Below are 25,435 nucleotides of genomic sequence, written 5' to 3'. Positions count from 1 at the left end.
GTCGCGGTATGTCGTCCACCGTCCCGCGCAAGCGCACCCGCAAGTCCCCCGACGCCCGGCGGGCCGAGATCGTCGCGGCGTCCGCCGCCGTGGCCCTCGCCGACGGCCTGGAGTGCATCACCCTGCGCCGGATCGCCGACGACCTGGGCGTGCGCCCCGGACTCATCGGCCACTACTTCCCGTCGGTCGAGGAGTTGGTGGCGGAGGCGTTCGGCAGCGCCGCCCGGGCCGAACTGGACGTCCTGCTGCCCGCCGACCGCACCGCAACCACCCCCACCGAGAGCCTCACCCGGTTCTTCGCCCGCGCCACCGGCCCCGCCTACGACGGCGTCAGCCGCCTGTGGATCAACGCCCGCCACCTCAGCCGCTACCGCCCGGTCCTGCGCACCCGCGTCGGCGACCAGGAGGCCGCCTGGCGCGAGCGGCTGGAGTCGGTGATCCGCGACGGCGTCGACCGGGGGGAGTTCCGCACCGACGACCCGTACGTGACGATGATCCGGATCCTGGTCGTCATCGACGGTCTCGGCGCCCACGCCAACACCGACACCTCCGACCGCCCCGCCGCGGTGACCCGCATGGCCCAGACCACCGCCGAACGCGAACTCGGCCTTCCGGCGGGGGCGTTGGACACCGGCGTGGAGGGCGACCGGACGACCGCCGAGTGACCGGTGCCCGTCGGGGAGCCCCGACGGAGGCCGCCCGGGTGGCACGGCGGCCGCGCCCCGACCGGGCGCGGCGCCGGGCGCCGTCCGTCAGCCGACGGCCCTGTTGTAGTTGACGATTCCGTCCACCATGAGGGCGGCGGCTCCGGCCAAGGGGCTGTCCGCCTCGCGCGTCACCACGTCGGGCAACCGGTGCGCCTCGTCCTCGGCGGCCACCACCATGCCCCAGAACGCGTTGAAGCCCGAGGGGTCCGACGGCTTCTCGACCGCCGCGCCGACGGTCGCGGCACCGCCCTCCCCGGCCACGGCCAACGCGCCCACCTGCCGCAGTGCGTGGGCATCGCGCTCCTCCGCGGCGACCACACACCAGCCGGTCGTCCCTATCCGCCCCAGCGCGGAGCGGAGGCTGTCGGCGCTGTCCGGGCCGGTCAGGACGATGTCGGGGAGGACGAGGGCCACCGGGCCCTCCGTCATCGGCAGGGCGGTCCGGATCGCGCCGTCGAGCCCCGATTCGGCGTCCTGGTAGACGAAGACCATCTGGAAGATGTCGGCGTAGCGCGCGAGATAGCTCACCGTGTCCATCTTGTGCGTCCGGAACACCACGACCAGCCGCACATGGAGCCCGTGCCGGGCGAGTTCGACGACCGCCTCCAGGCTGCGGTCGAGCACGGTCACTCCGGGCGCGAGGGAGTGCAGTTCCTTGGAGTAGGGGGCGCTGAAGCGGGTCGCGAATCCCGCGCAGGGCAGGATGACCGACACATCGGGGACGGGCGCGAAGGATCTGGGCATCACATGGCTCTCAGGTTGTGCTGACGGTCGGACACCCCGCGCGCCGCGTCGGCCACGGGCGGCCGGACCCGCGCCGCACCGTCGAGCGCGGCGCACGCCGGGCGCTCACCGTAAGCACCGGGGACGGCTCCGGGCGAGAGCGGAACGCGCTCCGGTGCCCTCCCCGGCCCTCGGACCTGCGCCGGTCCACCGCCGCCCCGGGGAGCGGAAGTTGCTCCCGGCAGCGCCCGGCCCACACGCGGTCACCGGACCGGCGGCCTCCGGGCCGGCCGCCGCGCTCCGTACCCGCCGCGTAAACTGCCGGCCGCACCTCTGCCACGGTCGGCGTACCGCCGGCGACGGGCCGTTCGCAGGCCGAGCCGGGCCGAGGTCCGGGGCGACGGAACGGAAGAGGGCGCGGATGCGGGTGCTGTTGTCGACATACGGGTCACGCGGCGATGTCGAACCGCTGGTGGCACTCGCGGTGCGGCTGCGGGAGCGCGGCGCGGAGGTACGGATGTGCGTGCCGCCGGACGAGGAGTTCGCGGAGCGGCTGGCGGGCATCGGCGTCCGCCCGGTGCCGGTCGGGCCGTCGGTACGGTCGCTGGCGCGCGGGACGGCCCTGCCGTCGGCGGCGGACCTCTCCCGAACCCGGGACGCGTTGGTGGAGGCGCAGTTCGCCCTCCTCCCCGCGGCGGTCGAGGGGTGCGACGTGCTGGTCGCGGCCGGTCTGGCGCAGATCGCCGCGCGGTCCGTGGCCGAGGCGGCGGGCGTCCGCTACGTCTACGTGAGCTACGCGGCGGTCCACCTGCCGTCGCCGCACCATGCGCCGCCGCCGCGCCCGGGCTGGCCGGAGCCGGAGGTGGACGACCACCGGGCGCGCTGGGAACGGGACGCCGAGCACGTCAACACGCAGTTCGCCGAGGCGCTCAACCGCCACCGGGCCGCGCTCGGACTGCCGCCGGTGGAAAGCGTCCGGGACCATGTCCTCACCGATCGGCCCTGGCTGGCGGCGGACCCCGCCCTGGGACCGTGGCCGCGGACCCCGGGCCTCGACGTGGTCCAGACGGGCACCTGGAGTCTGCCGGACGAACGGCCGCTCCCCGCCGACCTGGTGGCGTTCCTGGAGGCGGGCGACCCACCGGTCTATGTGGGCTTCGGCAGCGCGAACGCGCCGCAGGACCTCGTCCGCCACACCGTCGAGGCGCTCCGCGCACAGGGGCACCGCGCGCTGGTCTCCCGCGGCTGGGCCGACCTGGGGCTGATCGACGACCGGGACGACTGCTTCGCCCTCGGCGAGGTCAACCACCAGCGCCTGTTCCGGCAGGTGGCCGCGGTGGTGCACCACGGCGGCGCGGGCACGACGGCGACGGCCGCCCGGGCGGGCGCGCCGCAGGTGGTGGTGCCCGCCGCGATCTCGGACAACCTGTACTGGGCGGACCGGGTGGCGGACCTGGGCATCGGTACGGCGCTCGACGGCCCGGTCCCGGACACCGGGTCCCTGGGCGCCGCGTTCAGGACGGCCCTGGCTCCGCAGACCCGGGCCCGGGCCGCGACCCTGGGCGCCGAGGTCCGTAGCGACGGCGCGGCGGTGGCGGCGGACCTGCTGCTCGACGCCGCACGGTGAAGGGGCCGGGCCCACCCGACGGAGAACGTCCGCTCCGCTGAAGGCCGCGCGACCGGGCGGACCTGGAGACGCAGCCGCTGCACGGCCACACACGACAGGTCGGGCGGGAACCTCCCCCCGAGGTTCCCGCCCGACCGGCATCCTCCGAGGCGTGCCCGGTGTTCCGGAACGGTCAGAAGTCGTAGGGCTTCTCCGTGTTCCAGTTGAGGACGTCCGCCTCGTTCCAGGCGAACTCGTTGTGTGCGCCGGTGACGTCGACGGAGTACTCGGGCTGGAGGCGGCCGTCGTTGTCGCGCAGGGCCAGGGAGATGCTGCTGGCGCGGTGGTTGTCCTTGCCGTAGTCGAAGAGGTTGGCGGCGCTGTAGACGGTGCCGTTGGGCTGGAGGGTGAGGTGCTGGTCGCCGCCGTCGGACTTCTTCGACAGCGGGAGGGCGGCGCCCTCGCCGTTGAGCTTGACGGAGGGGTACGAGGTGACCCAGCAGGGCTTGTCGCTCTTGTTCACCATGGTGATCAGCAGGTGGTCGCCCTGCTGGCCTGCGAAGCGGTGTTCGACGGTCACATGTGTCTCGTCGCCGACGCACTGCCGGGTGTTGGAGGTGGTGGCGCCCTTGCCGGTGGCGTCCGCACCGCCGGTCGCCGACGCCGACTTGGCCTCGCCCTTGGCGTCCGCCCCGGATGCGGACCGGTTCTGACCGGCGGCATTGTCATCCTTCGCGCCGTTGTCCGCGCCGCCGCAGGCGGTCAGGCTCAGGGCGAGGGCGGCGGTGGCGGTCGCCAGGACGGTGGCACGGATACGGGAGGTGCGCATGATCAGGTCCCCTGTGGTCGGTTGCGGGACCTCTCGGCGACGTTCCCGCGGTGTGCACACCACTCTTCCCGCGGCGACTGACGTTCCACCAACGCCTCACCAACGTGCCACTGACGGTCCACGGGCGAACGGGTGACACCCCGACAGGTATGGCGTTTGTGCAGGTCAGGAACGTGATTGCAGTCGCGCCAGGGCCCGGTCGTACCGGGCGCGGAGGGTGGTCAGCTCCGCGCCGGACGCCCCCTTCAGCAGCACCCCGAGCGCCCGCACCGCACCGTCGTCGAACCCGCACGCCTCCGCCGCGTCCGCCGCCTCCCGGAGCCGGGCGGTCCCCGCCGCCTCGTCGCCCAGACCCAGCAGCGCCTCACCCGCCGCGGCGACCAGCAGCACCCGCCCGGCCGCCGAGGCGTCCACGACCTCGTCCAGCGCCTGCGCCGCGGCCACCGTCCGCAGCGCCGCCTCCCAGGCACCGCAGTCCAGTTGATGGCGCGTCAGGTGGTAGAGCGCGAGACGTTCGGTGTACGGGTCCCCGGCGTCGCGCGCCAGCCGCGCCGCATCGGCGCACTCCTCCGCCGCCTCCTGCGGACTGCCCAGCGCCGCCTGCGCCAGCGACAGGTTGACCAGCGCCGTCGCCTGCGCGCTACGGTCCCCGGCCCGCGCCGCCAGCACCGGCGCCGCCTCCAGATGGGCCAGCGCCTCCGGGACCCGGCCCTCCTCCGTCAGCACCCAGCCCAGCAGCGCCAGGATCCGCGACTGCGCCCGCAGATCCCCGTCGGCCCGCGCCGCCTCCAGCGCCGTGCCCAGCAGCGGGCTCCAGCCGTCCCGCACCCGCCACACGATCAGCGGCCACAGCCCCAGCACCAGCCGCCAGGTCCGGCTGTGCAGCCCCGCCGCGTCCGCCGCTGCCGCCGCGAGCGTCACCTCCTCGTGCTCCGCCTCGTACCAGGCCATCGCCTCCTCCCGGGCGGCGAACCGGCGGACTTCCCGGGGCGTACGGACATCCGCGGGCAGCGGGAAACACGACTCGTCGCCCGGCTCGGCGGCGTCCGCGGCGGCCAGCGCGGTCACCACGGTGTGGTCCAGCGCCCGCAGCAGCGCGTCCGGATCCGCGTCCAGGTCCCGTGCGTAGAGCCGGACGAGATCGTGCAGCGTCCAGCGGTCCGGGGCGGCCCGGGTCACCAGATGCGCCGCGGCCAGCCGCTCCAGAGCGACCTCGGCGGCGGCCGGGCCGGTGCCCGCCAGGGCCGCCGCCGCGTACCGGTCGACATGGGTGCCGGGGTGGCGGCCCAGATGCGCGAAGTGGTGCGCGGCGTCCGCCGGGAGGCGCCGCACCGTCAGCCGCAGCGCCGCCCGCACCCCGGTGTCCTCGACGTCCAGCAGCGCCAACCGCCGTGACTCGTCGGAGAGTTCACCGCTCAGCGCGGACAGCGACCACTCCGGCTGATCGGTCAGCCGGGCCGCCGTCACCCGCAGCGCGAGCGGCAGCCCGCCGCACAACTGGGCGAGACGCCGCGCCGCGCCCGCCTCCGCGCGCACCCGCTCCTCGCCGAGCACCGCGGCGAGCAGCGCGGCACTGTCCGCCGGCCCCAGCACGTCCACGGGCACCGGCCGCGCCGCGTCGGAGGCGATCAACCCGGGCAGCCGGTGGCGGCTGGTGACCACCGTGACGCACCGCGCACCGCCCGGCAGCAACTCCTGCACCGGCGCGGAGCCGGGCGCGTTGTCCAGGACGACCAGCAACCGGCGGTCGGCCGCCAGCGACCGGAACAGCGCCGACGCCCCCCGCGCCGACTCCGGGATCCGCCGCGGCGCCACCCCCAGCGCCAGCAGGAATTCCCGCACCACCTCGGCCGGTTCCACCTCCGGGGTGTCGCTGAAGCCGCGCAGATCGGCGTAGAGCAGACCGCCGGGGAACCGCTCGCGGTTGCGGTGCGCCCAGTGCACCACCAGCGCGGTCTTGCCCACCCCGGCGGGCCCGGTGACCAGACAGACGGGCGTCTCCCCGGCGGTGGCACGATCCAGCGCCGCCAACTCGTCGGCCCGACCGTGGAAACCCCGCGGCATCCGGGGGAGCAGATCGACGGTCTCCGGGTGCCCCGACACCTCCGGCGGCGTGGGCCGCGACTCCGGCACCGCGGGCACCACCGGCGCCCTCGCCTCCGCCGCCGGGTCGCCGTCGCCGCGCAGCGCCACCGCGTACGCCTCCGCCAGCTCCCGCCCCGGATCGACGCCCAACTCCTCCGAGAGCAGCCGCCGGGTGCGGTGGAACCAGTCCAGCGCGTCCGACCGCCGCCCCGCCCGCTGCAACGCCAGCACCAGCGCTGCCGACAGCGACTCCCGCAACGGCTGCGCCGCCGCCTCCGCCCGCAGCAGCGCCGCCGCCCGCGCATACTCCCCGACCTGCGTGTACGCCCCGGCCAGCAGCTCCACGGCGGTCAGCCGCAGCTCCTCCAGGGCGTGCGCGGCGGCCTGTAGCGGGGCGCTGCGGTACGCGCCGGTGAGCGCGGGCCCCTGCCACAGCGCCAGCGCCTCCTGGTACATCGCCACCGCGTCGCCCGCCGCCCGCTGACCGCGCGCCAGCGCCACCAGCTCCTCGAAACGGTGCGCGTCGAGCAGACTCTCCGGCATCCGCAGGATGTACGTGGCGCCCTGCGTGACCAGCTCCACGCCGTACATCGCGGCCCCGGCGCCGGTCAGCAGCGACCGCAGCCGCGACACATGGCCTTGGATGACGCTCCGGGCCCGCGGCGGCGGCTCCTCCCACAGCGCGTCCGTCAGCGCCTCCACCGGAACCGGATGGTTGGGCCGCAGCAGCAGAGCGGCGAGCAGACTGCGCCGCTTCGCGGGACCGAGCGGCAGCTCGCCGACCTCGGTGACGACGGAAACCGCTCCGAGCAGCCGGAACTCCACTGACGCATCTCCTCCTGGGGGAAGCCGTCAGATTACCGGAGCGCGCCGGAACGTTCCCCGGCCGTAGCGCTCCGCCCGCCCCCGGAAAGTGGGTGGCGGGCCGCCGCCCCGGCCCCCACGATGGGGAGTCGAACGCATGGACGGAAACGGGGGCGGCGGATGCCGGGAGCACACGGATTCACCTACGAGGAGCGGGGCGACGGAACGGTGCCGGTGCACCACCACGGGCGCCGCGCGGCGGTGCTGCGCGGCGCCCGCGCGGCACAGTTCCTGCGGGAGGTGACCTCCGGCGACGCACAGCTGGTGATGGCCCGCTGGACGGGCAACTACCGCCGCGGCACCGAACGCACCGCCCGCCACCACCCGCGCAACGCCCGCTGACGCCCCCGCCGGGCCCGGCGCTCAGAACACCCGGAGTGCCAGCAGTGCACCGGAGTTGAGGACGAACAGCCGGTTCGCTGCGCCCGCCGCGGTCCGGCCCGAGCCCTCCTTCAGCGGATACGTCTGCCCCTGGCCGGAGCTGACGTCGGCGCCGCGCGGCCAGCCGCTGATCCCGGTGTCGCGGCTCTCCACCACCCAGACACTGCCCGCCTGCACCACCGGCGGCTGCCACGGCGGCGTCACCCCGGCCACCATCGTCGTCATCCCCGCCTCCTCCCCGTCGGTACGCGTCGACCGCAGCGCATCGCCGTCGAGGGCGTACACCACCCCGGACGCCACGGTGGGCGGGCCGAAGCCGTACACCCCGCGCCGGATCGGCTGCATCGTCGGCATCGACCAGCGGACCTTGCCGTCGGACGCGCCGACCGCCGCCAGCGTGTGGCCGCCCAGATACACCGTGCCGTTGTCGATCGCGGGCCGCAGCGCGCCCGCCGCCTGCCCCTTGCGCACCCACGCCCGCCCGCCGTCCGAGGTCCGCACCGCCGCCACATCGCCGCCGGAGGTGCAGACCACCAGCACCCCGGCGCCCAGCGCCGCCGCCGGACGCCCGCCGGTCAGCGGCAGCGGCGGACGGCGCGTCCACCGCACCGTCGCGTCCTTCGTCGCCACACACCGCAGCTCACCCCGGGACGTCAGCACGTACACATGGGCGGCGTCCGCGGCCAGCAGGGTGGTCACCCCGGCGTCGGCGGTCCACCGGGGCTCGCCGGTCGCGGCGACGTAGGTGCGCAGCACACCGTCGCTGTCGGCGGTGGCCACCAGCCGGTCGGCGATCGCCAGATAGCCCGCGTCGCCCCGGACGTCACCGGCGCGCCACCGCTCCTTGCCGTCGACGACCCGCCGCGCGGCGATCCCGCCGCCCGCCGCCGCGAACACCACCACGTCCCGCACCGGCAGCGGCGGCGGCGACCCGGCGTCGGCCACCCCCTCCACCGGCCCCCACAGCGGCTCCGGCGTCCCGGTGCCGGAACTCAGCTCCGCGGGGCGCACCGTGGCCGCCGACGGGATGTCGAACGGATCGGCCAGGACCTGCGCACCGCCGTCCGACAGCCACCACACCGCCCCGCCCGCCCCCGCCGCGACCAGCGCGCCGCCGCCCGCCAGCGTCAGCAGCAACCGCCGCCGCGACGGCCGCGCCCCGGACACCGCGGTCGCCTCCGTGCCCGCAGCGCCCCCGCCCGGCAGCACCGTCGGCGGGTTCTCCCCGGTCATCCGCCGCGCCGCGCCCTCCCGGTCGCGGATGTCGGCGGCGTACGGCCCCGACTTCCACAGCTTGGCGCCCCGCTGCGGCGCCCGGGCCGCCTCGGCGATCTGCGCGGGCAGCGGCCGCGCCGCCGGATCCTTCGCGAAACACGGCTCCACCAGATACCGCAGCGCCGGTGGCACCAGCGTCAGATCCGGGACGCCGTGCACCACCTCGTAGAGGATCGCGGTGATCTCGGCGCCGGTGTACGCGGGGCGGCCACTCGCGGCGAAGACCAGCACCGCGCCGAGCGAGAAGACGTCCGCGGCGGGCCCGACGCGCCGCCCCAGCACCTGCTCCGGCGCGCCGTACCCCGGCGTGACCGGGATCTGCCCGGTCCGGGTCAGCGTCAGCCCGTGCTCGGGGCGGGCGATGCCGAAGTCGATGACGCGCGGGCCATGCGAGGTCAGGACGACGTTCGACGGCTTGAGGTCACGGTGGACCAGCCCGGTGGCGTGGATGTCCCCGAGCGTGACCGCCAGCGCCCGCGCGGTCTCCCGCAACAGCCCCTCGTCGAGCGGGCCGTGCCGCTGCACCGCGTCGTCCAGCGTCGGCCCGGCCAGGAACTCCGAGGCGATCCACGGCCGCCCCGACTCCAGCTCCGCGCCCAGCACCCGGGCGACGCCGTCGCCGGTCACCGCCCGCGCGGTCTGCGCCTCCCGGACGAACCGGTCGACCAGATGCCGGTCGTGCGCCAGCTCGGGCAGCAGCACCTTGACGGCCGCCGGCCGCCCCGCCGCGTCCCGCCCCAGGTACACCTTGCCCATCCCGCCCTCGCCGAGCACCCCGACGATGCGGTACGGGCCGAGCCGGAGCGGATCTCCGGCGCCGAGTGTTCTCAACTTCGGTCCTTCCTGGACGAGAGGGCTCAGGCGAGCGGCAGCGCGAAGGTGGCCCGTTCCTCGCGGAGGTAGAGCTTTCCGCGCTCCCGGTCGGCGGCCAGCACCGTCGCGTCGGTGGGGAACGTCCACACCGCGGTGCGGCTGCGGAGGTCCACCGCGCGCAGCCCCTTGTCGTCGAGGCTGTAGACGTACTTCCGGCCCACGACCGGCGCGACGTCGCGGCGGAGGCGGCGGCCCTTGAGGCCCTTCTCCGCCCAGTTGAGGCTGCCGGTCAGCGCGTCCAGCGCCACCAGACCGCGGTCGCCCTCGGTGCAGTACAGGACACCGCCGTGCAGCGCCGGGGGACCGTAGACGCGGGTCTGGCCCGCGCTGCCGCCGACGTCGCGGTCGTGGCCGAAGAGCCAGCCGCTCTCCCCGTCGGCCAGCTTCCGGGCGCCGACCGCCGCGTCGGAGAGGTAGACGTACCGGTCGTCGACGGGCAGCTCGGACGGCGGCTCGCCGGAGAACGGCGAGGCTTGCGTCCAGCCCACCTTGCCGTCGGCGAGGGCGTACGTCGTGACATTGACGAAGTGGATGCCGGAGTCGGAGCGGGACACCACCAGCCGGTCGCCGACGACCACCCCGCGCAGCATCGGCGGCAGATAGCCGTCGGCCGCCGCATCGACACCGGTGCGCCACCGCACCCGGCCGGTGCGCAGCTCGACGGCGAGGACGTACCAGCGGTCCGGCGAGACCGCCCGGGCCGCCAGATACGCCGTCTTCCCCGCCACGCACAGCAGTTGGTTACGGTTCTCGCCGCCGCGGTACTCCGCCAGCTCCACCAGCGGTTTCCCGGGCTGGCCGTCCGCCGGGTCGAGCAGGCAGATCGCCAGCTTTTTGCCCTGCTCGTCGTCGCGGAGCGCGTAGAGGTCGGTGCCGCCCACCGCCCACCGCCAGACGTCGGCGACGTTCGCCTGCCAGGTGCCCTCGCCGCTCTCCGGGTTGACGCCGCACAGCACGACGCCCGCGGGCATCGCCAGCCCGTGCGGGGTCGACACCACGTCGCCGAACCGGTCCGGGGTGCGCGAGGGGAACGTCCACAGCCGGGTCGGCGGCTTCACCGGCTCCGGCGGCGGCGCCTCCCCGCCGGGCCCGCCGCCCCGGCCCAGCCACGCCCACAGCCCGCCCGCCACCCCGGCGCCCGCGACGACGCCACCCGCGGTCATCGCCAGCATCCGGCGCCGCGACGGCCCCGCCGCCCCGCCCGGCGGCGTCGCCGGGCCCGGCGGCAGGTCCGGGGGCGGCGGCGTCAGCCGCGGCGGCTGCCGCCACACGTCGTCACCGCGCCGCGCGATCATCCGCAGCACCCCGTCCGGCAGCACCTCCGCGAAGACCTGCGGAACGCCGTCCGGCGCCAGCGCGGTGGCCAGCTCCTCGGTCGTCGGGCGCTGCGCCGGGTCCTTCGCCAGACAGCGGCCCAGCAGCGGCACCAGCTCCGGCGGCACCCCGCCGAGGTCCGCCTCGGTGTAGCGGACGCGGTAGAGCAGATCGGTGGGCTGCCCGGAGCCGAACGGGCCGTGGCCGGACGCGGCGAACACCAGCAGCCCGCCGAGCGCGAACACATCGCCCGCCGTGGCGTGTTCGAGACCCGCCGCCTGCTCCGGCGACATGAACGCGGGCGTCCCCACCGCCGCGCCCGCCTGCGTCAGCGGCGCCTCGCCGACGGCGTGCGCCACCCCGAAGTCGATGATCCTCGGTCCGTCCGCCGTGACCAGGATGTTCGACGGCTTGAGATCGCGGTGCACCACCTCCGAACGGTGCAGCTGCGCCAGCCCCCGGGCCAGCGCCGCGCCCAGCGCCCGCACGGCCCGCTCCGGCAGCGGACCGGTGGCCGCCACCGCGTCGTCCAGCGGCGGGCCGAGTACGTACTCCGTCGCCAGCCACGGCCGGGGCGCGTCCGGATCGGCGTCGTGGACCTGCGCGCCGTGGCGGCCACCGATCACCCGCGCCGCGTCCGCCTCCAGCCGGAAGCGGTGGCGCAGCCCGGTGTCGGCGGACAGCCGCTGGTGCAGCACCTTGAGCGCGACGGTGCGGCCGCCCGCCGTCCGCGCCAGATAGACGGTGCCCATCCCGCCGCCGCCCAGCCGGGACAGCAGCAGATACGGGCCGACGGTGTGCGGATCGTCGTGGAGAAGAGCGGTCTGCATGGTGTCAGCGCACCTCGGGGAGTTCGGCGGCGAGCACCGCGGCCGCCTGGAGGGACAGGGCCGCGACCACCCGGCCGGGCAGCTTCGCCGGCTCGGTGCCCGCGCTCTGCGTACCCCAGGCCGCGCCCGGCGCCAACTCCGCGAGCAGCCGCGCCGGTTCGGGCCGCGCGGCGGGATCCCGCGACAGACAGGCGGTGATCGGCGCCCGCAGTCCGGCCGGTAGCTCCGCCCGCTCCGGCACCGTGTGGCCGGTCGCCGCGTACGCCAGGACCGCGCCCAGCGCGTACACATCGGCGGATGCCTGCACCGGACCGCCCGCGGCCGGTTCGGGGGCGAGGCAGCCCGCGTCGATGCCGGGCAGCCCGGTCCGCGGCGCGCCCTCCGGAGCCGCCGCGCGCACCGCGCCGAAGCACGACGCCAGCGGACCGTACGCGGTGAGCAGCACCGCGGCCGGGCACAGCCCGCCGTGCACCACGCCCAGGACGTGCGCCGACGCCAGCGATTCGGCGAGCGCCGCACCGAGCGCCCGCACCGCCTCCTCGGGCAGTGGACCGCCGCAGGCGTCCAGCGCCTCCGGCAGCGGCAGCACCGGCCGGTAGGGCGAGGCGCGCCAGGGGAACGCGGCGCTGCCGCCGACCTCCGCCACCGGCCACAGACCGGGCTGGTTCAGCTTCGCCGCCCACCGCGCCTCGGCCGCCCAGCGCCCCGGATCGGCACCCTGGAGCGGCAGAGCGATCAGCACCGTCCGCGCCCCGTCGGCGCTGCGCGCCAGATAGCGCCGTTCGGGAACGCCCCGCCGCGCGGCCGGATCGAGCCGCGCCAGCGTCAGAAACTCCCCGATCCGCGGCGGATCGTCCTGCCGCAGCCCTTCCATACCGTCTCCCCGTTCGTCACACACCGGCACGCGAGCCTACCCGGCGGTCGGATCCCCGGGCGGCCGGGGTGATCCCGCCGGACCCGGCCGGACCGGGGCCGCGGCACCGCCCGCCGCGGCGGCTCCCGTCGCCCGACCGCCGCCCGACCGCGGACCGGCCGCCGCACCGCCCGGCGTGGACGCCAACGCTCCGGCGCCGTACGGAACTTGACGCCCGGCGGGCGGCGTCCTCGGAGGTGACCGCATCCGGTGGGCCGCCGCCTTCGGCCCCCCGACGACGAGGAGCCCGTATGCCACCGAAACCGGACACCACCTCCGACCCGGCACCGGCGTCCCCGCGGCGCGCGAGGGTGCGCCGCACGGCCGCCGCGCTCGCCGCCGCGGGGGTGCTCGCCGCCGTCGCGGCACCCGCGCCCGCCGCCACACCGGACCGCTCCCGGGCGGACCGCGCCGCCCCGGTCACCGCCGACCGCCGGATGGCCGCCGCCACCGCGCTGATGCGGGACTACGACCACAAGACCGGGCTCTTCGGCGGCAACGCCTGGTGGACCAGTGCCAACGCGCTGACCGCCGTCATCGACACCATGCGGCGCACCGGCGACACGCGCTTCGCCCACGCCGTCGACGAGACGTACGACAAGAACAAGGACCGCACCGACGGCGGCAACCAGAGGCAGTTCCGCAACGAGTACCTCGACGACACCGGCTGGTGGGGGCTGGCCTGGATCAAGGCGTACGACCTCACCGGCGACGCCCGCTACCTCGACACCGCCCGCGCCGACGCCGACCACATGGCCCGCTACTGGACCGGCACCTGCGGCGGCGGCGTCCAGTGGAAGACCGACACCGCGTACAAGAACGCCGTCACCAACGAGCTGTACGTGGCGCTCAACGCCGCCCTGCACAACCGGACGCCCGGCGACACCCGTTCCCTGGACCGGGCGACCAGCGGCTGGAACTGGCTGCGCGGCAGCGGCATGATCAACGCAAAGCACCTGATCAACGACGGTCTGGACGGCTCCTGCCGGAACAACGGCCAGCCGACCTGGACCTACAACCAGGGCGTGATCCTCGGCGGTCTCACCGAGCTGCACCAGGCCACCGGCGATCCGGAGCTGCTGCGCGCCGCCCGCGAACTGGCCGACGCCTCCACCGGATCGCGCGACCTCAACCCGGGCGGCATCCTCCGCGAGCCGGGCGAGTCCTCCTCCTGCACCGGCGACGGTCCCAGCTTCAAGGGCGCCTACGTCCGCGGTCTCGGCGTCCTCGACCGGGCGCTGGACGGGCACCCCTACGACGGCTATCTGAAGAAGCAGGCGGACACCGCCTACGCCAAGGACCGCGACGCGCACGACCGGTACGGCCCGCACTGGAACGGCGACCGCGGCGACGGTCCCGGCCACGGCTGCCAGCACTCCGCGCTGGACCTGCTGAACGCGGCACCGTAGCCGCCGCGTCCCGGCCCGGCGGGCACCGGCCCACCGCTTCCCCCGGCGGCGGTCGGGGGGAGTGGTGCGGTACCGACCGATTCGCCCCCGCGGGGTGAAACGGGCAGGTCGGACGGGGTGTATACGGGTTTCCGGGGGCGACTTTCCGTCTGACAGGATCACGGCGGAAGCCCGTTCCCGTGCCCCGCCCTGCGGCGCCGGGACGACCCCGTTCACCGGGGCGGGCTCCCGCGATCCTTGCTGTGAAAGATGACAGGACAGAGATGAACCTCGGGACCTTCCCGCCCACGGGAGTCGTCCGGCCGAAGACGCGGTGCGCGGTGGCGGACCACCGCGCCGCGGGGCCACCGGCGGCCGACGGATACCCGGCGGCGCGTCCGCACCGGGAGCACACCGCCGCGGGGGAGGGCCCCCGGTGACCGGCGCCTACCTCCTGCCGCTGAACACCGCGGCGATGCTCTTCCCCGCCCTCGCCCTGCTGCTCTCGGTGCCGGTGGCGATCGTCCTCTACCGGCGCCACGGCATCATGACCCGCTGGCGCACCCTCTCCGTCTTCGCGTTCGTCTACTTCGCCATCTCGGCGCTCTGCCTCGTGGTGGTGCCGCTGCCGAGCGGCGCGGTGGACGTCTGCCGGGCGTTCCCGACCTTCAAGCATCCGCAGTGGACACCGGGGATGTTCGTCGCCGACATGTGGAAGGAGGCCCACCACCAGGTCTCCTTCGGCGCGCTGATCCTGCACAACTCGGCGTTCTGGCAGACGGTCTTCAACCTCCTCCTGCTGCTGCCGCTGGGCGTCTTCGTCCGGCTGCACCTGCGGCGCGGTCTGCTCGCCGCCACCCTCGCCGGGTTCGGCGTCTCGCTCTTCTTCGAGCTGACGCAGTTCACCGGGTTGTGGGGGATCTACCCCTGCCCGTACCGGCTCTTCGCGATGGACGACCTGCTGGCCAACGCGGCCGGGGCGTCGCTGGGCTGGCTGGTCGTCGCGCCGCTGGCCCGCAGGCTGCCGGAGCTGAACACCCTGGACGACCGGGCGCTGGCCGCCGGTGACAAGGTCCCGTTCGGCCGACGGCTGGTCGCGCTGCTGCTGGACGTGACGGGGCTGCTGCTGGTGGGGCCGCCGGTGAGCTTCGTGGTGACGCTGCTCAGCGACGCCGAGACGGCGGTGCTGACCTCGGTGCTCCTGACCGTGCTGTGGTTCGTCGTGGTGCCGTGGCTGACCGGCGGGTTCACGCCGGGCAAGCGGGTGCTGCTGCTCCGGCTGACCGCCCGCGACGGCTCCCGCCCCGGGCTGGGCGCGCTGACCCTGCGGGCGCTGGTCCTCGCCGCACCGCCGCTGGTCCTGGCGCTGGGCATGGCGCTGCTCTTCGTGCGGGTGCTGGAGGGCGGCGCGACCGGCGGCGCGGTGGAGATGCTGGTCCTCGCGGCGCTGCTGTGCTGCGGCGCGCTGGTCTGCCTCGGCGTCTACCTCTGGGCCGCCCGCGCCGCCCACCGCCACCCCGAGGGCCTGGGCCACCACGAGATCTGGTCCGGCGTCGTCAACCGGCCGCTGCCACACGGGCGGGCCCGGAAGCGGGCGGCGGAGGCGGCGACGGCGACGACGGCGGCTGCCGGTACGGAGCCGGGGCCGGGTGCGGATGCTGCGGAAGCGGGCACGGCCGGTGCGGGCGCAACCGAGACCGGCGCGAAGCCCGGTGCCCCCGCGACCCCGGGCGCGGACACCCCGGCCGCCGGTGCCGCCGACGCGAAGCCCGCGGCCCCCGCGGCGAAGCCCGCGGCCCCCGCCGCGGAGGCCCCGGACGCCCCGGACACTGCCGGAAAGACCCCCGCCGGACCGTGACCGACGGGTGCGCGGCGGCCCTTCGCCCGGCCGCCGCGCGCCCGGAACGCTCCGCCGGGCCCCGCCGTCGCGCGGGCCCTCAGCCCTCGCGGCGGGCCTGCCGGGCCGCGGTCACCCGGCGGCTGGTCGCCAGGTGACGTGCCGTCAGCTCCGCGACCCGGTCCGCGTCGCGGTCCGCGACGGCGTCGTAGAGCGCCTGATGTTCCTCGGCGATCGCCACCAGGTCGTCGTGCTGGCCCAGCAGCCACCGCATCCGGCTGCGCAGGGTGCGCTCCAGCTCGTTGAGGAGTTCGTTGTCGGCGAGTGAGATCACCGTCTCGTGGAAGTCGGCCGCCGCCCGCCGGGCCCGTACCGCATCGCCCGCGCGGGCCGCCGACAGCTCGGCGTCGAGGTCGGCGCGGAGCCGGGCCAGCCCGGCGCGGGTGCGGCGCTGCGCGGCGAGGCGGAACGCCATCGTCTCCAGCGCCGAGCGGACCTCCTCCAGATCGGCGAGGTCCGACGGGGTGAACTCCCGCACCACGGCCCAGCTGCGGGGCCGCGGCGTCACCAGCCCCTCGGTGACCAGCGCCTTCAGGGCGTCCCGGATCGGCAGGCGGCTCACGCCCAACTCCGCGGCCAGCTCCCGCTCGACCAGTTTGCTGCCGGGCGCGCGGACACCGTCGATGATGTCGTCGCGCAACTGCCGGGTGACCCGCTCCGATTCGGGCTCGAACTTCTCAGACCCTGTCATGGGCCCGATTCTCTCATCGGCGCCCGCCCCGCCCGGTGCCGCGCGCCCGGGCGCCGCGCTCAGGGCGCGGGGTAGCCGCGGTCGCGGACCACCCGCGCGACCACGCCGGTGAAGGCGCGGGCGGCGGCGCTGCGGTACGCGCTCTCCCGCCGCAGCAGCGCCGCCACCCGGGTCGGCAGCGGCGGATCGAGCGGCACCGGCGCCAGATGCGGATGGTCGTCGGTGATCGCGTCGGGCAACACGGTGGCCAGCAGCGGGGTGCGCCGGACGATCTCGGTGAGCGCCTGGATGGTGTTGGCCTCCACCGCGATCGGCGGGTCGATGCGGTGGTGGGCGAAGTAGGTGTCGATGTGGCGCCGCGTCGCGAAGTCCGCGCTGAGCAGCGCCAGCGGCTGCCCGCCGAGCCGGTCCACCGGCATCGGCCGTGGATCGTCGGCCCCGGGCCGGTGCGCGGTGGCGACCAGCCCGAGGGTCTCGGCGAACAGCGCGGTGGCGGCGATACCCGGCAGATGCGGGCCCTCGAAGGCGATGCCGAGGTCGAGGTCGTCGGCGAGCAGCCCCGCCTCGATCCGGTCCTGCGGCTCCTCGTGCACCTCCAGCGTCAGCCCGGGGTGCTCGTCGTGCACCGCCGCCACCAGCGGACCGAGCAGATACGCGGTGAACGTCGGCGTCATGGCCAGCCGCAGATGGCCCCGGGTCAGATCCGCGACGTCCAGCACCGCACGGTCGGCGGCGGCCAGCTCCCGCAGCGCCCGCCGCGCGTAGTGGACGTAGGCGGTGCCCGCGTCGGTCAGCCGCACGGTGCGCCCGCTGCGGTCCAAAAGCTGGGCGCCCACCGACCGTTCCAACTGCTTGATCTGCTGCGACAGCGTCGGTTGGGAGACGGTCAGCGCCTCGGCGGCGCGGGTGAAGTTGCCGTGCTCGGCGACCGCGATCAGATAGCGCAGATGACGGAGTTCCGGACCCATACGCGGACTATAGGCAGCGGGGCGCCGGGCGCCCGCACCGGCCCGCGGACCGCCGCCTCACACGGACGGCGGTGTGAACCGCGGATACGCGCCGCTCGGCGTGGGCCCGACGACCCGCCCGCTGTGCAGGACGAGCAGCCGCTCGGGGTGGGCGGCGACCGCCTCGGGGACCCCACCGGCGGCGACGGCCACGAGATCGGCGCGGTCCCCGGGGGCGAGCCCGTAGCCGGTCAGCCCGAGCGCCGCGGCGGCTTCGCCGGTGACCAGCGAGGCGGCGGTGTGCAGCTCCTCGTCGGTCATCAGACCGCCCTGGAGGCCGATGATCGTGGCGCGTTCGAGCATGTCGGCGGTGCCGTAGGGCCACCACGAGTCGCGGATGTTGTCCGACCCGGCGAAGACCCGGACGCCGTGGTCGCGCAGGCGCAGCACCGGCGGCATGGTGGTGCGCGGGCCGTTCGTCATGATCGAGACCCCGGCGGCGCCCAACGCGGCGGCGGTGCGGTCCAGTTCGGGCCCTTCCACCTGGCCGAGGGCGTAGGCGTGGCTGACGGTGACGGTGCCGCCGAGCCCGAGGGCGGCGGTCCGCTCGGCGACGGCCCGCAGCTGCGCGGTGCCGCTCTCGCCGCCGTCGTGGAGGTGGATGTCGATGCCCGCGCCGTGCCGCTCGGCGAGCCGGAAGACGATGTCGAGCTGACCGTCCACGTCGCCGTCGAACCCGGCGGGGTCGAGCCCGCCGATCAGCTCGGCGCCCTCGGCGAGCGCGGCGTCCAGCAGATCGGCGACGCCCAGCGAGCTGACCACCCCGCTCTGCGGGAACGCCACGAGCTGGACGGAGAGCCGGTCGCGGAACGCCTCGCGGACGCCGAGGAGCGCGTGCAGCCCGTCCAGCCGGACGTCCGGGTCGACGTCGACGTGGGAGCGGACATGGCCGGTACCGAGGGAGATCATCCGCTCGGCGAGCGCGGTGGCCCGGTCGGCGACCGGCACACCGACGGTGGCGCGCAGCTCCCGCTCGTTCGCGATCTGCTCCTGGAGCGTGGCGGTGGCCCGGTGCGGCTGCCAGGCGGCGCCGAGCAGCGTCTTGTCCAGATGGGCGTGGCCGTCGACGAGGGCGGGCAGCAGCAGCGCGCCACCCAGGTCGACCGCCGCGCCGTCGGGGGCGGCGTCCGCGCGGTGCCCGGTGACGGCGGCGATCCGGCCGTCGCGCAGGGCGACATCGGCGCGGTGGCCGTCGGGCAGGGTCACATTCCGCAGCGCGGTGGGTACGGACGGGATCGGCGGGGCGTCGACGGGGTGCGACACGGGGTCCTCCAGCTGTTCGCGGCATGCCGTCGTACGCCACCGGCGGCCGGATGCGGCACGGAGCGTCGGCGGGCGACGGGCAGAGCCACGCTAACTGGTATACCGAATACCGGGCAACGGGCCCGGCGGGCGGATCTCCGCGGCTTCTCCCGCCCGCCCCGGTCTGCGATGATCGAAGTGCCAGGGGCCCCGCCGCCCCTGTCCGCCCGTACCTGGAGCTGACGCCATGACCACCCGCCGCCCGGACCGCCGCACCCCGATAGGCGACACCCACCGGTCCCTGCGCGACCGGGTCCACGAGGAGCTGCGCGAGCGGATCATCGAGGGGGAGTACCCGGCGGGACGGCGCCTGGTGGAGCGGGAGCTGGCCGAGGAGTTCGGCGTCTCCCGGATCCCGCTGCGCGAGGCGATGCAGCGCCTGGAGTCGGAAGGGTTCCTGCTGGTGCAGGCGCGGCGCGGTGCCGTCGTCGCGGACTTCGGCACCGAGGACGCCGAGCACCTCTTCGACGTCCGCGAGAAGCTGGAGGGCCTCGCCGCCGGTCTCGCCGCCCGCCGCGCCACCCCCGCCCAACTCCGCTCCATGGCAAGCCTGTTGACGCGCAGCCGGAAGGCGTCCGAGGCGGGTCGGCTGCGGGAGGCCGTGGCCCGTAACGCCGACTTCCACCAACTCGTCGTGGACGCCTCCGGCAACCCGCTGCTCCGCGATCTGATGGCGCCCCTCGACTCCCGTCTGCGCCGCCTCTTCCGGCTCACCTCCGAGCTGAACGACGGCGACCCGATGTGCGGGGAGCACGAGCGGCTGTACGAGGCGATCCGCGCGGGCGACGCGCACCGGGCCGAGGAGCGGGCCCGCGCCCATGTCGTCGGCACCCGCGAGGCCACGCTCCGCTGCCTCGCCGCCCGGATCGCCGAGGACGCCCTCGCCCCGGAGTCCGGCACCGCCTGACGGGCCGGGCGTCCGCCCCCTCCGGCGGAGCTGCGCGGAGCCACAGCCACAGCTATAGGTGACACCAATAGCAATCATCTCCACTGCGTCTTGGACGCTATAGGGCCAGCTCGTGCATGGTGGAACCCGTCGGCCCGGCAGGGGTCGGCAGCCACTGAAGGGAGTGACCATGCCCGACCTCATGGACGGTGTCGCCAACTTCCGCCGGGACGTCTTCCCGGCGAAGGCCGGGCTCTTCGCCCGGCTGGCCACCGAACACCGGCCCACCACCCTGTTCATCGGATGCTCCGACGCCCGGGTGGTGCCCGAGCTGATCACCCAGAGCGAGCCCGGGGAACTGTTCGTCATCCGCACCGCGGGCAACCTCGTCCCCGCCCACAGCCCGACCGCCGACGGCACCGTCGCCAGCATCGAGTTCGCCGTCCGCGTGCTCGGCGTCACCGACGTCATCGTCTGCGGCCACTCCGGCTGCGGCGCCATGACGGCACTCGCCGAGGGACACGACCTCGGCGACGCACCCCAACTCGCCACCTGGCTGCGCCACGCGGACGCCTCCGTCGCCCGCGCCGCCACCCCGGAAGGCCCCACCGACGTGGGCGCCCTGGTGTGGGCCAACGTCTCCGCCCAGCTGCGGAACCTCGCCACCCACCCCTCGGTGGCGCAAGCCCTCGCCGAACGGCGTCTGACGCTGCACGGCTGGGTCTTCGACATCGCCTCCGGCTCCGTCGACCGGCTCGAAACCCTCGACCGCGCCGGCGTCTGACCGGCCCTGCCGCCCGCCGCCCCCGTACCGTGCCGCACGCACCGTGCGTCCGGCACCTCCCGAAAGGAACACCCCCATGGCACACGCCCAGTTCGACCCCGCCGCCCGCCAGGCCCTCTCGATCGTCGCCGTCGAGTCCAAGACCCGTAAGGACCTGACCTGGCAGGAGATCGCGGACGCCGCCGGGCTGTCCGCCGCCTTCACCACCGCCGCTGTCCTCGGCCAGCACGCCCTGCCGGAGAAGTCCGCCAAGGCGGTGGCGGAGCTGCTGGACCTGGACGACGACGCGGCCCTGCTGCTGCAGACCATCCCCACCCGCGGCTCGATCCCCGGCGGCATCCCCACCGACCCGACGATCTACCGCTTCTACGAGATGCTCCAGGTCTACGGCACCACCCTGAAGGCCCTGGTCCACGAGCAGTTCGGCGACGGCATCATCTCCGCGATCAACTTCAAGCTCGATGTGCAGAAGGTCGCCGACCCCGAGGGCGGCGAGCGCGCCGTCATCACCCTCGACGGCAAGTACCTGCCGACCAAGCCCTTCTGATCACCCCTCCCGCCAACTCCCCGGAGGAACCGTGGACTTCGCACAACGCACCATCGACATCGCCCGCCGCAACGTCGAGGAGGGCGGCCGCCCCTTCGCCACCGTCATCGTCAAGGACGGCGAGATCCTGGCGGAGAGCCCCAACCTGGTCGCCCAGACCTCGGACCCGACCGCGCACGCCGAGATCCTCGCCATCCGCGACGCCTGCACCAAGTTCGGCACCGAGCACCTGACCGGCGCCACCATCTACGTCCTGGCGCACCCGTGCCCCATGTGCCTGGGCTCGCTGTACTACTGCTCCCCGGACGAGGTCGTCTTCCTCACCACCCGCGACGCCTACGAGCCGCACTACGTGGACGACCGCAAGTACTTCGAGCTGAACACCTTCTACGACGAGATCGCCGCACCCTGGCAGGAGCGCCGGATGCCGATGACGTACCAGCCGCGGGAGGACGCCGTCGACGTCTACCGCCGCTGGCAGGAGCGGAACGGCGGCGAGCGCCGCGTCTCCGGCGCCCCCACCGCCTGACCGCGCACCACACGCCGAGGGCCGCACCCCGTCATCCGGGGTGCGGCCCTCACGCGGTGCCCGGGCGGGCCCCGCTACTGGCCCACCCGCCCGTCGACGCGCTCGCGCAGCAGATCCGCGTGGCCGCAGTGGCGGGCGTACTCCTCGATCCGGTGGACCAGCAGCTCCCGGATCGCGATCTTGTTCTTGCCGACCCGCTCACCGAGATCCGGATGCGCGGCCAGCGCGGCGTCGGTCTCCTCCTGCTCGCGCTCCAGATCGCGGAAGGCGGCCACCACCTGGGACTCCTCGCCGACCGCGCCGTCGAAGTCCGCGTCCCGGGCGCCGTACAGCTTCGCCGGTGCGGGCTCGTCGCCGATCCAGCCGCGCCAGTCCCGCTCCGTCTCGGCCAGATGGCGTACCAGACCGAGCAGCGACATCGTCGACGGCGGCACCGAACGCCGTGCCAGCTGCTCCGCGTCCAGCCCCTCGCACTTCATCCGCAGGGTGAGCCGGTACCCCGTCAGGAAGTCCTGGAGCGTGGCGAGTTCACCGTCCGGGCTCGGCCCGGTGTTCTCGCGGGGGTCGTTGTCCGGATCCGTCCACATGTCGGGGTGGACGGTCGCCTGGGTCCATCGCGCGGGTTCGTCGCTCATACGGGGCATGGTGGCGCCGGGGTTGACCGGGCCGCCACCTAATTTCCCGGCGCCTCGGCGGGCCAGCCGCCGTACGGCACGGTCAGCAGCTCCAGGAAGTGGCCCGCCGGGTCGGGGAAGTAGACGCCGCGCCCGCCGTCGTGGTGGTTGATCTCCCCGGGGCGCTCACCGTGCGGATCGGCCTGGTGGGGGATGCCGCGGTGCACGATCTTCGCGTACGCCGCGTCGAAGACCTCCTCGGAGACGAGGAAGGCGTAGTGCTGCGGGGTGATGTCGCCGCCGGGGACGGTGGCGAAGTCCAGGGTGACGCCGTTGCCCAGCGCGACCGCGACGAACGGCCCCCACTCCGTGGTGATCTCCAGCCCCAGCAGTTCCGCGAAGAACTCCGCGGAGGCCCGGTTGTCCCGGGCGTGGACGATGGTGTGATTCAACTCGACCGACATGGAATGCCTCCGAAGGCATGTCCCGGCACCTCCATGCCTCACCCGGACGGTGACCGACACGCGATGCCGCCCGGGACGGTAACCACTCCCGGACCGTGCCGTCAATCGGGATTGACGGCACCGGCCGGGCTCACGCCGTCCCCTCCGCCGCGGTGGCCCGCCCCGGCGCCCGGCCCAGCGTCGCGGTCGCCGCCGCGGCGAGCAGCAGCACCGTCAGCGGGTACCAGACGGCGGTGGTGAAGCCGTGCAGGGTGGCCGCGCGTGCCGTGCCGGGGAAGGCGGCGGCGGTGCTCGCCGCGACGGTGTTGAAGACCGCGGAGCCGATCGAACCCCCCACCTGTTGCACGGAGTTGACGGTCGCCGACGCGATACCGGAGTCCTGGGGCGGGACGCCGGTGGTGGCGCCGTTCATGATCGCGAGGAAGCTGCCGCCCAGACCGACACTGAAGGTCGCGAGCGCCGGGAGGACCTGCGCCGCGTACGAGGAGTCCGGACCCAGCAGGGTCAGCTGGAACAGCCCGCAGGCGGCCAGCGAGAGCCCGGCGGTCATCATCACCCGGGCGCCCAGCCGGGGCAGCAGCCGGGTGCCGAGCTGGGTCGCGGTCGCCGTCGTCACCAGGCTGATCGGCAGGAACCCCAGCCCGGCGGCGAGGGCGGACCAGCCCAGCACCGTCTGGAGGTAGTAGGTGAGGAACAGCGACACCGACAGCTGGGCCATCATCAGCGCACCGCCCGCCAGCAGCGCCGAGGAGCGGCCACGGTCGCGGACCAGCGTCGGCGGCAGCAGCGGCAGCGCCGCGCGCGTCTGCCACCGGGCGAACGCCAGCAGCAGCGCCGCGCCGCCGCCCAGCGCACCCAGCACCGACGGCGACGTCCACCCGGCCGCCTCCGCCCGGCTGCAGCCGAACACCAGCGCCGTCAGCCCGCCGCAGCCCAGCACCGCACCGGCCACATCGATCCGGCCCGCCGCCCGCGGGGAGCGGTCGCGCGGCATCCACACCGTGCCGAGCAGCGCCGCCAGCGCGATCGGCACATTGACCAGCAGACACCAGCGCCAGCCGTACCACTGGGTGAGCACCCCGCCGAGGACGACGCCCAGCGAGGCGCCCGCACCGCCGAGCGCCCCGAAGACGGCGATGGCCCGGCGGCGCTCCACCGGGTCGGGGAAGGTGGTGGCCACCAGCGCGAGCGCGGACGCGGCGAGCAGCGCGGCGAACGCGCCCTGCACCGCCCGGGCGGCGAAGAGCGCCTGCGCGGTGGGGGCGGCGCCCGCCGCGGCGGAGGCGACGGCGAAGCCGATCAGCCCGGCGACGAACACCCGCCCCCGACCCGCGTGATCGGCGATCCGCCCGGCGAGCAGCAGGAGCCCGCCGAAGGCGACGGTGTAGGAGGTGACCACCCAGGGGCGGTCGCCGTCGGCCATGTGCAGCTCGCTCTGGAGCGAGGGCATCGCCACGGTCACGATGGTGCTGTCCAGCAGGATCATCAGCTGGGCGAAGCCGAGCACACACAGTGCCCACCAGCGCCGCGGATGCGGGGCGGACGGTTCGGCGGGCAGGGGGGACGTCGGGCGGGTGGTCATGGCCTTCTCGGGTCAAAGGGGTGGGCGGACGGCGGACGGATCAGACGAGGGCGCCGTCCCGGGCGACGATCCGGCCGCCGCGGACGACGAGGTCGCGCGGCGGCAGGTCCACCACGATCTGCGGTACGCACTCGCCGCGCACCAGCAGGAAGTCGGCGGGTGAGCCGGGGGAGAGGTCGGCGCGGGGCAGCCCCAGCACCTCGGCGCCGCCGTGCGCCCCGGTCAGGTAACAGGCCGTCAACTCCGCGTCCAGGCGGTCGTCACGGACCCGGCCCAGCTGGTGCGCGCGGTGCAGCATGTCGGCGTCGCCGAAGGGGCTCCAGGAGTCGCGGACGCCGTCCGAGCCGAGACCGACGCGGACGCCGTGCCCGGTCAGTGCGGCGATCGGCAGGACGAGGGAGCCGCTGGGGGCCACGGTGGTCAGCGCGATGTCCAGCTCGCGCAGGTCCGCGGCGACCGCCGCCAGCTCCGCTTCGGGCAGGTCCGCCAGACAGAAGACATGGCTGACCGTCACCCGGCCGTGCAGCGCCAGCGCCCGGGTGCGGTCCAGGATGCGGCGCAGCGACGTCAGGCCCTGCGCGCCGCGCTCGTGCAGATGGAGGTCGAGCCCGACGCCGTACCGGTCCGCCAGGTCGAAGACCAGGTCGAGCTGGGCCTCCGGCGCCCCGTCGAAACCGGCCGGGTCGATCCCGCCGATGAGATCCACGGCGCCGTCGCGCGCCGCGTCCGTCAGCAGCCTCGCGGTGCCGGGGGCGCGGACCACGCCGTGCTGCGGAAAGGCCACGATCTGCACGTCCAGGGCGTGCCGCAGCCGCTCGCGGGCCTGCGCCAGGCCCTCCACACCGGCCGTCCCGTACGCCGGGGCGACATCGGCGTGCGCCCGCATCGCCCGGGTGCCGCGGGTGACGGCGTGCGCCATCAGCCCGTACGCCCGCTCACCGACGGACCGGCGCTGACGGCGGAAGAGCTCGGCGTCCTGTGCCGCGAACTCCTCGATGGAGTGCGCCGCCCGCCGCGACTCCCAGGGGCCGCCCCAGGTCGTCTTGTCGGGGTGGATGTGCGCGTCGACCAGGGTGGGCAGCGCGATCCGCCCGCCGCCCTCGACCACCTCGGCGTCGGCGGGCGCCGCCCGGTCGCTGATCAGACCGTCGACGACGGTGAGGTCCACCGGACGGGCCGCCCCGAAGGGCCGGACGTCGCGGAAGACCACCGGGCGACCGGTGTCCCCGGCGCCGTGCCGGGACGGATCGGGGGCGGAAGGCATGACAACTCCTGGTGAGGGGGGTGGGCGGAGCGGCGGGGTGCCCCGGCCGGGGGAGGGGGCCGGGGCACTCCGGGCGGGGA

Annotated in this window: 22 protein-coding genes; 9 read left to right on the top strand and 13 right to left on the bottom strand. The window is 75.2% G+C overall.

Annotated elements, in window-relative coordinates:
* The first annotated feature begins 8 nt into the window (after window positions 1-8).
* Entirely contained in the window at window positions 9-665 is a 657-nt protein-coding gene (locus IF23_RS0102515) for a TetR/AcrR family transcriptional regulator (RefSeq protein ID WP_030279254.1), read from the top strand.
* 87 nt (window positions 666-752) lie between these two features.
* Here IF23_RS0102515 and IF23_RS0102510 read toward each other — a convergent pair whose 3' ends face one another.
* A complete protein-coding gene (locus tag IF23_RS0102510) occupies window positions 753-1,451 on the bottom strand; it encodes a glycosyltransferase family protein (protein ID WP_030279253.1) in 699 nt (232 codons plus the stop codon).
* A 400-nt stretch (window positions 1,452-1,851) separates the two neighbouring features.
* On the opposite strand from IF23_RS0102510, the gene IF23_RS0102505 reads away from it, so the two are divergent.
* Window positions 1,852-3,057 (top strand): glycosyltransferase, encoded by a 1,206-nt coding sequence (locus IF23_RS0102505; RefSeq protein WP_030279251.1) that lies wholly within the window; start codon window positions 1,852-1,854, stop codon window positions 3,055-3,057.
* Window positions 3,058-3,229: 172 nt separating this feature from the next.
* On the opposite strand, the gene IF23_RS0102500 is transcribed toward IF23_RS0102505, so the two are convergent.
* Window positions 3,230-3,865, bottom strand: a complete 636-nt coding sequence (locus tag IF23_RS0102500; RefSeq protein WP_030279249.1) for a DUF4232 domain-containing protein — start codon at window positions 3,863-3,865, stop codon at window positions 3,230-3,232.
* Between the two features lie 165 nt (window positions 3,866-4,030).
* A complete protein-coding gene (locus tag IF23_RS0102495) occupies window positions 4,031-6,775 on the bottom strand; it encodes an AfsR/SARP family transcriptional regulator (protein WP_030279248.1) in 2,745 nt (914 codons plus the stop codon).
* A 159-nt stretch (window positions 6,776-6,934) separates the two neighbouring features.
* On the opposite strand from IF23_RS0102495, the gene IF23_RS0102490 reads away from it, so the two are divergent.
* Window positions 6,935-7,156: a hypothetical protein gene (locus tag IF23_RS0102490; protein WP_030279247.1), complete on the top strand. Its 222-nt coding sequence runs from the start codon at window positions 6,935-6,937 to the stop codon at window positions 7,154-7,156.
* A gap of 21 nt (window positions 7,157-7,177) precedes the next feature.
* Here IF23_RS0102490 and IF23_RS0102485 read toward each other — a convergent pair whose 3' ends face one another.
* From IF23_RS0102485 to IF23_RS0102475, 3 genes are read right to left on the bottom strand one after another with little or no spacing between them, the layout of a single operon-like run.
* Entirely contained in the window at window positions 7,178-9,301 is a 2,124-nt protein-coding gene (locus IF23_RS0102485) for a protein kinase domain-containing protein (protein WP_030279246.1), read from the bottom strand.
* A gap of 26 nt (window positions 9,302-9,327) precedes the next feature.
* The gene (locus IF23_RS30840; protein ID WP_051739124.1) at window positions 9,328-11,487 is read right to left on the bottom strand and encodes a protein kinase domain-containing protein; all 2,160 of its coding nucleotides are present in this window, start codon (window positions 11,485-11,487) and stop codon (window positions 9,328-9,330) included.
* A gap of 4 nt (window positions 11,488-11,491) precedes the next feature.
* On the bottom strand, window positions 11,492-12,361 hold the full coding sequence (locus IF23_RS0102475; RefSeq protein ID WP_030279243.1) for a protein kinase family protein: 870 nt from the start codon (window positions 12,359-12,361) through the stop codon (window positions 11,492-11,494).
* Between the two features lie 290 nt (window positions 12,362-12,651).
* Here IF23_RS0102475 and IF23_RS30835 point away from each other — a divergent pair, with 290 nt between their 5' ends.
* Together IF23_RS30835 and IF23_RS31840 are read left to right on the top strand one after the other, a co-directional pair.
* Complete coding sequence (locus IF23_RS30835) at window positions 12,652-13,809, top strand: glycoside hydrolase family 76 protein (RefSeq protein ID WP_051739123.1); 1,158 nt, start codon at window positions 12,652-12,654, stop codon at window positions 13,807-13,809.
* 415 nt (window positions 13,810-14,224) lie between these two features.
* Entirely contained in the window at window positions 14,225-15,646 is a 1,422-nt protein-coding gene (locus IF23_RS31840) for a VanZ family protein (RefSeq protein ID WP_051739122.1), read from the top strand.
* Between the two features lie 79 nt (window positions 15,647-15,725).
* Here IF23_RS31840 and IF23_RS0102455 read toward each other — a convergent pair whose 3' ends face one another.
* From IF23_RS0102455 to IF23_RS0102445, 3 genes are read right to left on the bottom strand one after another with little or no spacing between them, the layout of a single operon-like run.
* Window positions 15,726-16,376 (bottom strand): GntR family transcriptional regulator, encoded by a 651-nt coding sequence (locus IF23_RS0102455; protein ID WP_037677124.1) that lies wholly within the window; start codon window positions 16,374-16,376, stop codon window positions 15,726-15,728.
* 59 nt (window positions 16,377-16,435) lie between these two features.
* The gene (gene cynR, locus IF23_RS0102450; RefSeq protein WP_030279237.1) at window positions 16,436-17,344 is read right to left on the bottom strand and encodes a transcriptional regulator CynR; all 909 of its coding nucleotides are present in this window, start codon (window positions 17,342-17,344) and stop codon (window positions 16,436-16,438) included.
* Between the two features lie 57 nt (window positions 17,345-17,401).
* The gene (locus IF23_RS0102445) at window positions 17,402-18,646 is read right to left on the bottom strand and encodes an amidohydrolase family protein (RefSeq protein ID WP_245654865.1); all 1,245 of its coding nucleotides are present in this window, start codon (window positions 18,644-18,646) and stop codon (window positions 17,402-17,404) included.
* A gap of 226 nt (window positions 18,647-18,872) precedes the next feature.
* On the opposite strand from IF23_RS0102445, the gene IF23_RS0102440 reads away from it, so the two are divergent.
* From IF23_RS0102440 to IF23_RS0102425, 4 genes are all read left to right on the top strand, one after another.
* The gene (locus IF23_RS0102440) at window positions 18,873-19,592 is read left to right on the top strand and encodes a GntR family transcriptional regulator (protein WP_030279233.1); all 720 of its coding nucleotides are present in this window, start codon (window positions 18,873-18,875) and stop codon (window positions 19,590-19,592) included.
* A gap of 169 nt (window positions 19,593-19,761) precedes the next feature.
* A complete protein-coding gene (locus IF23_RS0102435; RefSeq protein WP_030279231.1) occupies window positions 19,762-20,355 on the top strand; it encodes a carbonic anhydrase in 594 nt (197 codons plus the stop codon).
* 76 nt (window positions 20,356-20,431) lie between these two features.
* Complete coding sequence (gene cynS, locus IF23_RS0102430; RefSeq protein ID WP_030279229.1) at window positions 20,432-20,902, top strand: cyanase; 471 nt, start codon at window positions 20,432-20,434, stop codon at window positions 20,900-20,902.
* A 31-nt stretch (window positions 20,903-20,933) separates the two neighbouring features.
* On the top strand, window positions 20,934-21,431 hold the full coding sequence (locus IF23_RS0102425) for a nucleoside deaminase (protein WP_030279227.1): 498 nt from the start codon (window positions 20,934-20,936) through the stop codon (window positions 21,429-21,431).
* 74 nt (window positions 21,432-21,505) lie between these two features.
* Here the strand turns inward: IF23_RS0102425 and IF23_RS0102420 are convergent, their stop codons facing one another.
* The 4 genes from IF23_RS0102420 to IF23_RS0102405 form a co-directional block, all read right to left on the bottom strand.
* On the bottom strand, window positions 21,506-22,066 hold the full coding sequence (locus IF23_RS0102420) for a DinB family protein (RefSeq protein ID WP_078653766.1): 561 nt from the start codon (window positions 22,064-22,066) through the stop codon (window positions 21,506-21,508).
* A 38-nt stretch (window positions 22,067-22,104) separates the two neighbouring features.
* Entirely contained in the window at window positions 22,105-22,509 is a 405-nt protein-coding gene (locus tag IF23_RS0102415) for a VOC family protein (protein ID WP_030279224.1), read from the bottom strand.
* A gap of 130 nt (window positions 22,510-22,639) precedes the next feature.
* Window positions 22,640-24,091: an MFS transporter gene (locus IF23_RS0102410; RefSeq protein WP_037677122.1), complete on the bottom strand. Its 1,452-nt coding sequence runs from the start codon at window positions 24,089-24,091 to the stop codon at window positions 22,640-22,642.
* Window positions 24,092-24,131: 40 nt separating this feature from the next.
* The gene (locus tag IF23_RS0102405; protein WP_078653737.1) at window positions 24,132-25,355 is read right to left on the bottom strand and encodes an amidohydrolase; all 1,224 of its coding nucleotides are present in this window, start codon (window positions 25,353-25,355) and stop codon (window positions 24,132-24,134) included.
* Window positions 25,356-25,435 lie beyond the last annotated feature (80 nt).

Origin of the sequence: Streptomyces catenulae (genome assembly GCF_000718015.1) — a bacterium.
Taxonomy (GTDB): domain Bacteria; phylum Actinomycetota; class Actinomycetes; order Streptomycetales; family Streptomycetaceae; genus Streptomyces; species Streptomyces catenulae.
This window is presented reverse-complemented; position numbering and strand designations above follow the sequence as displayed.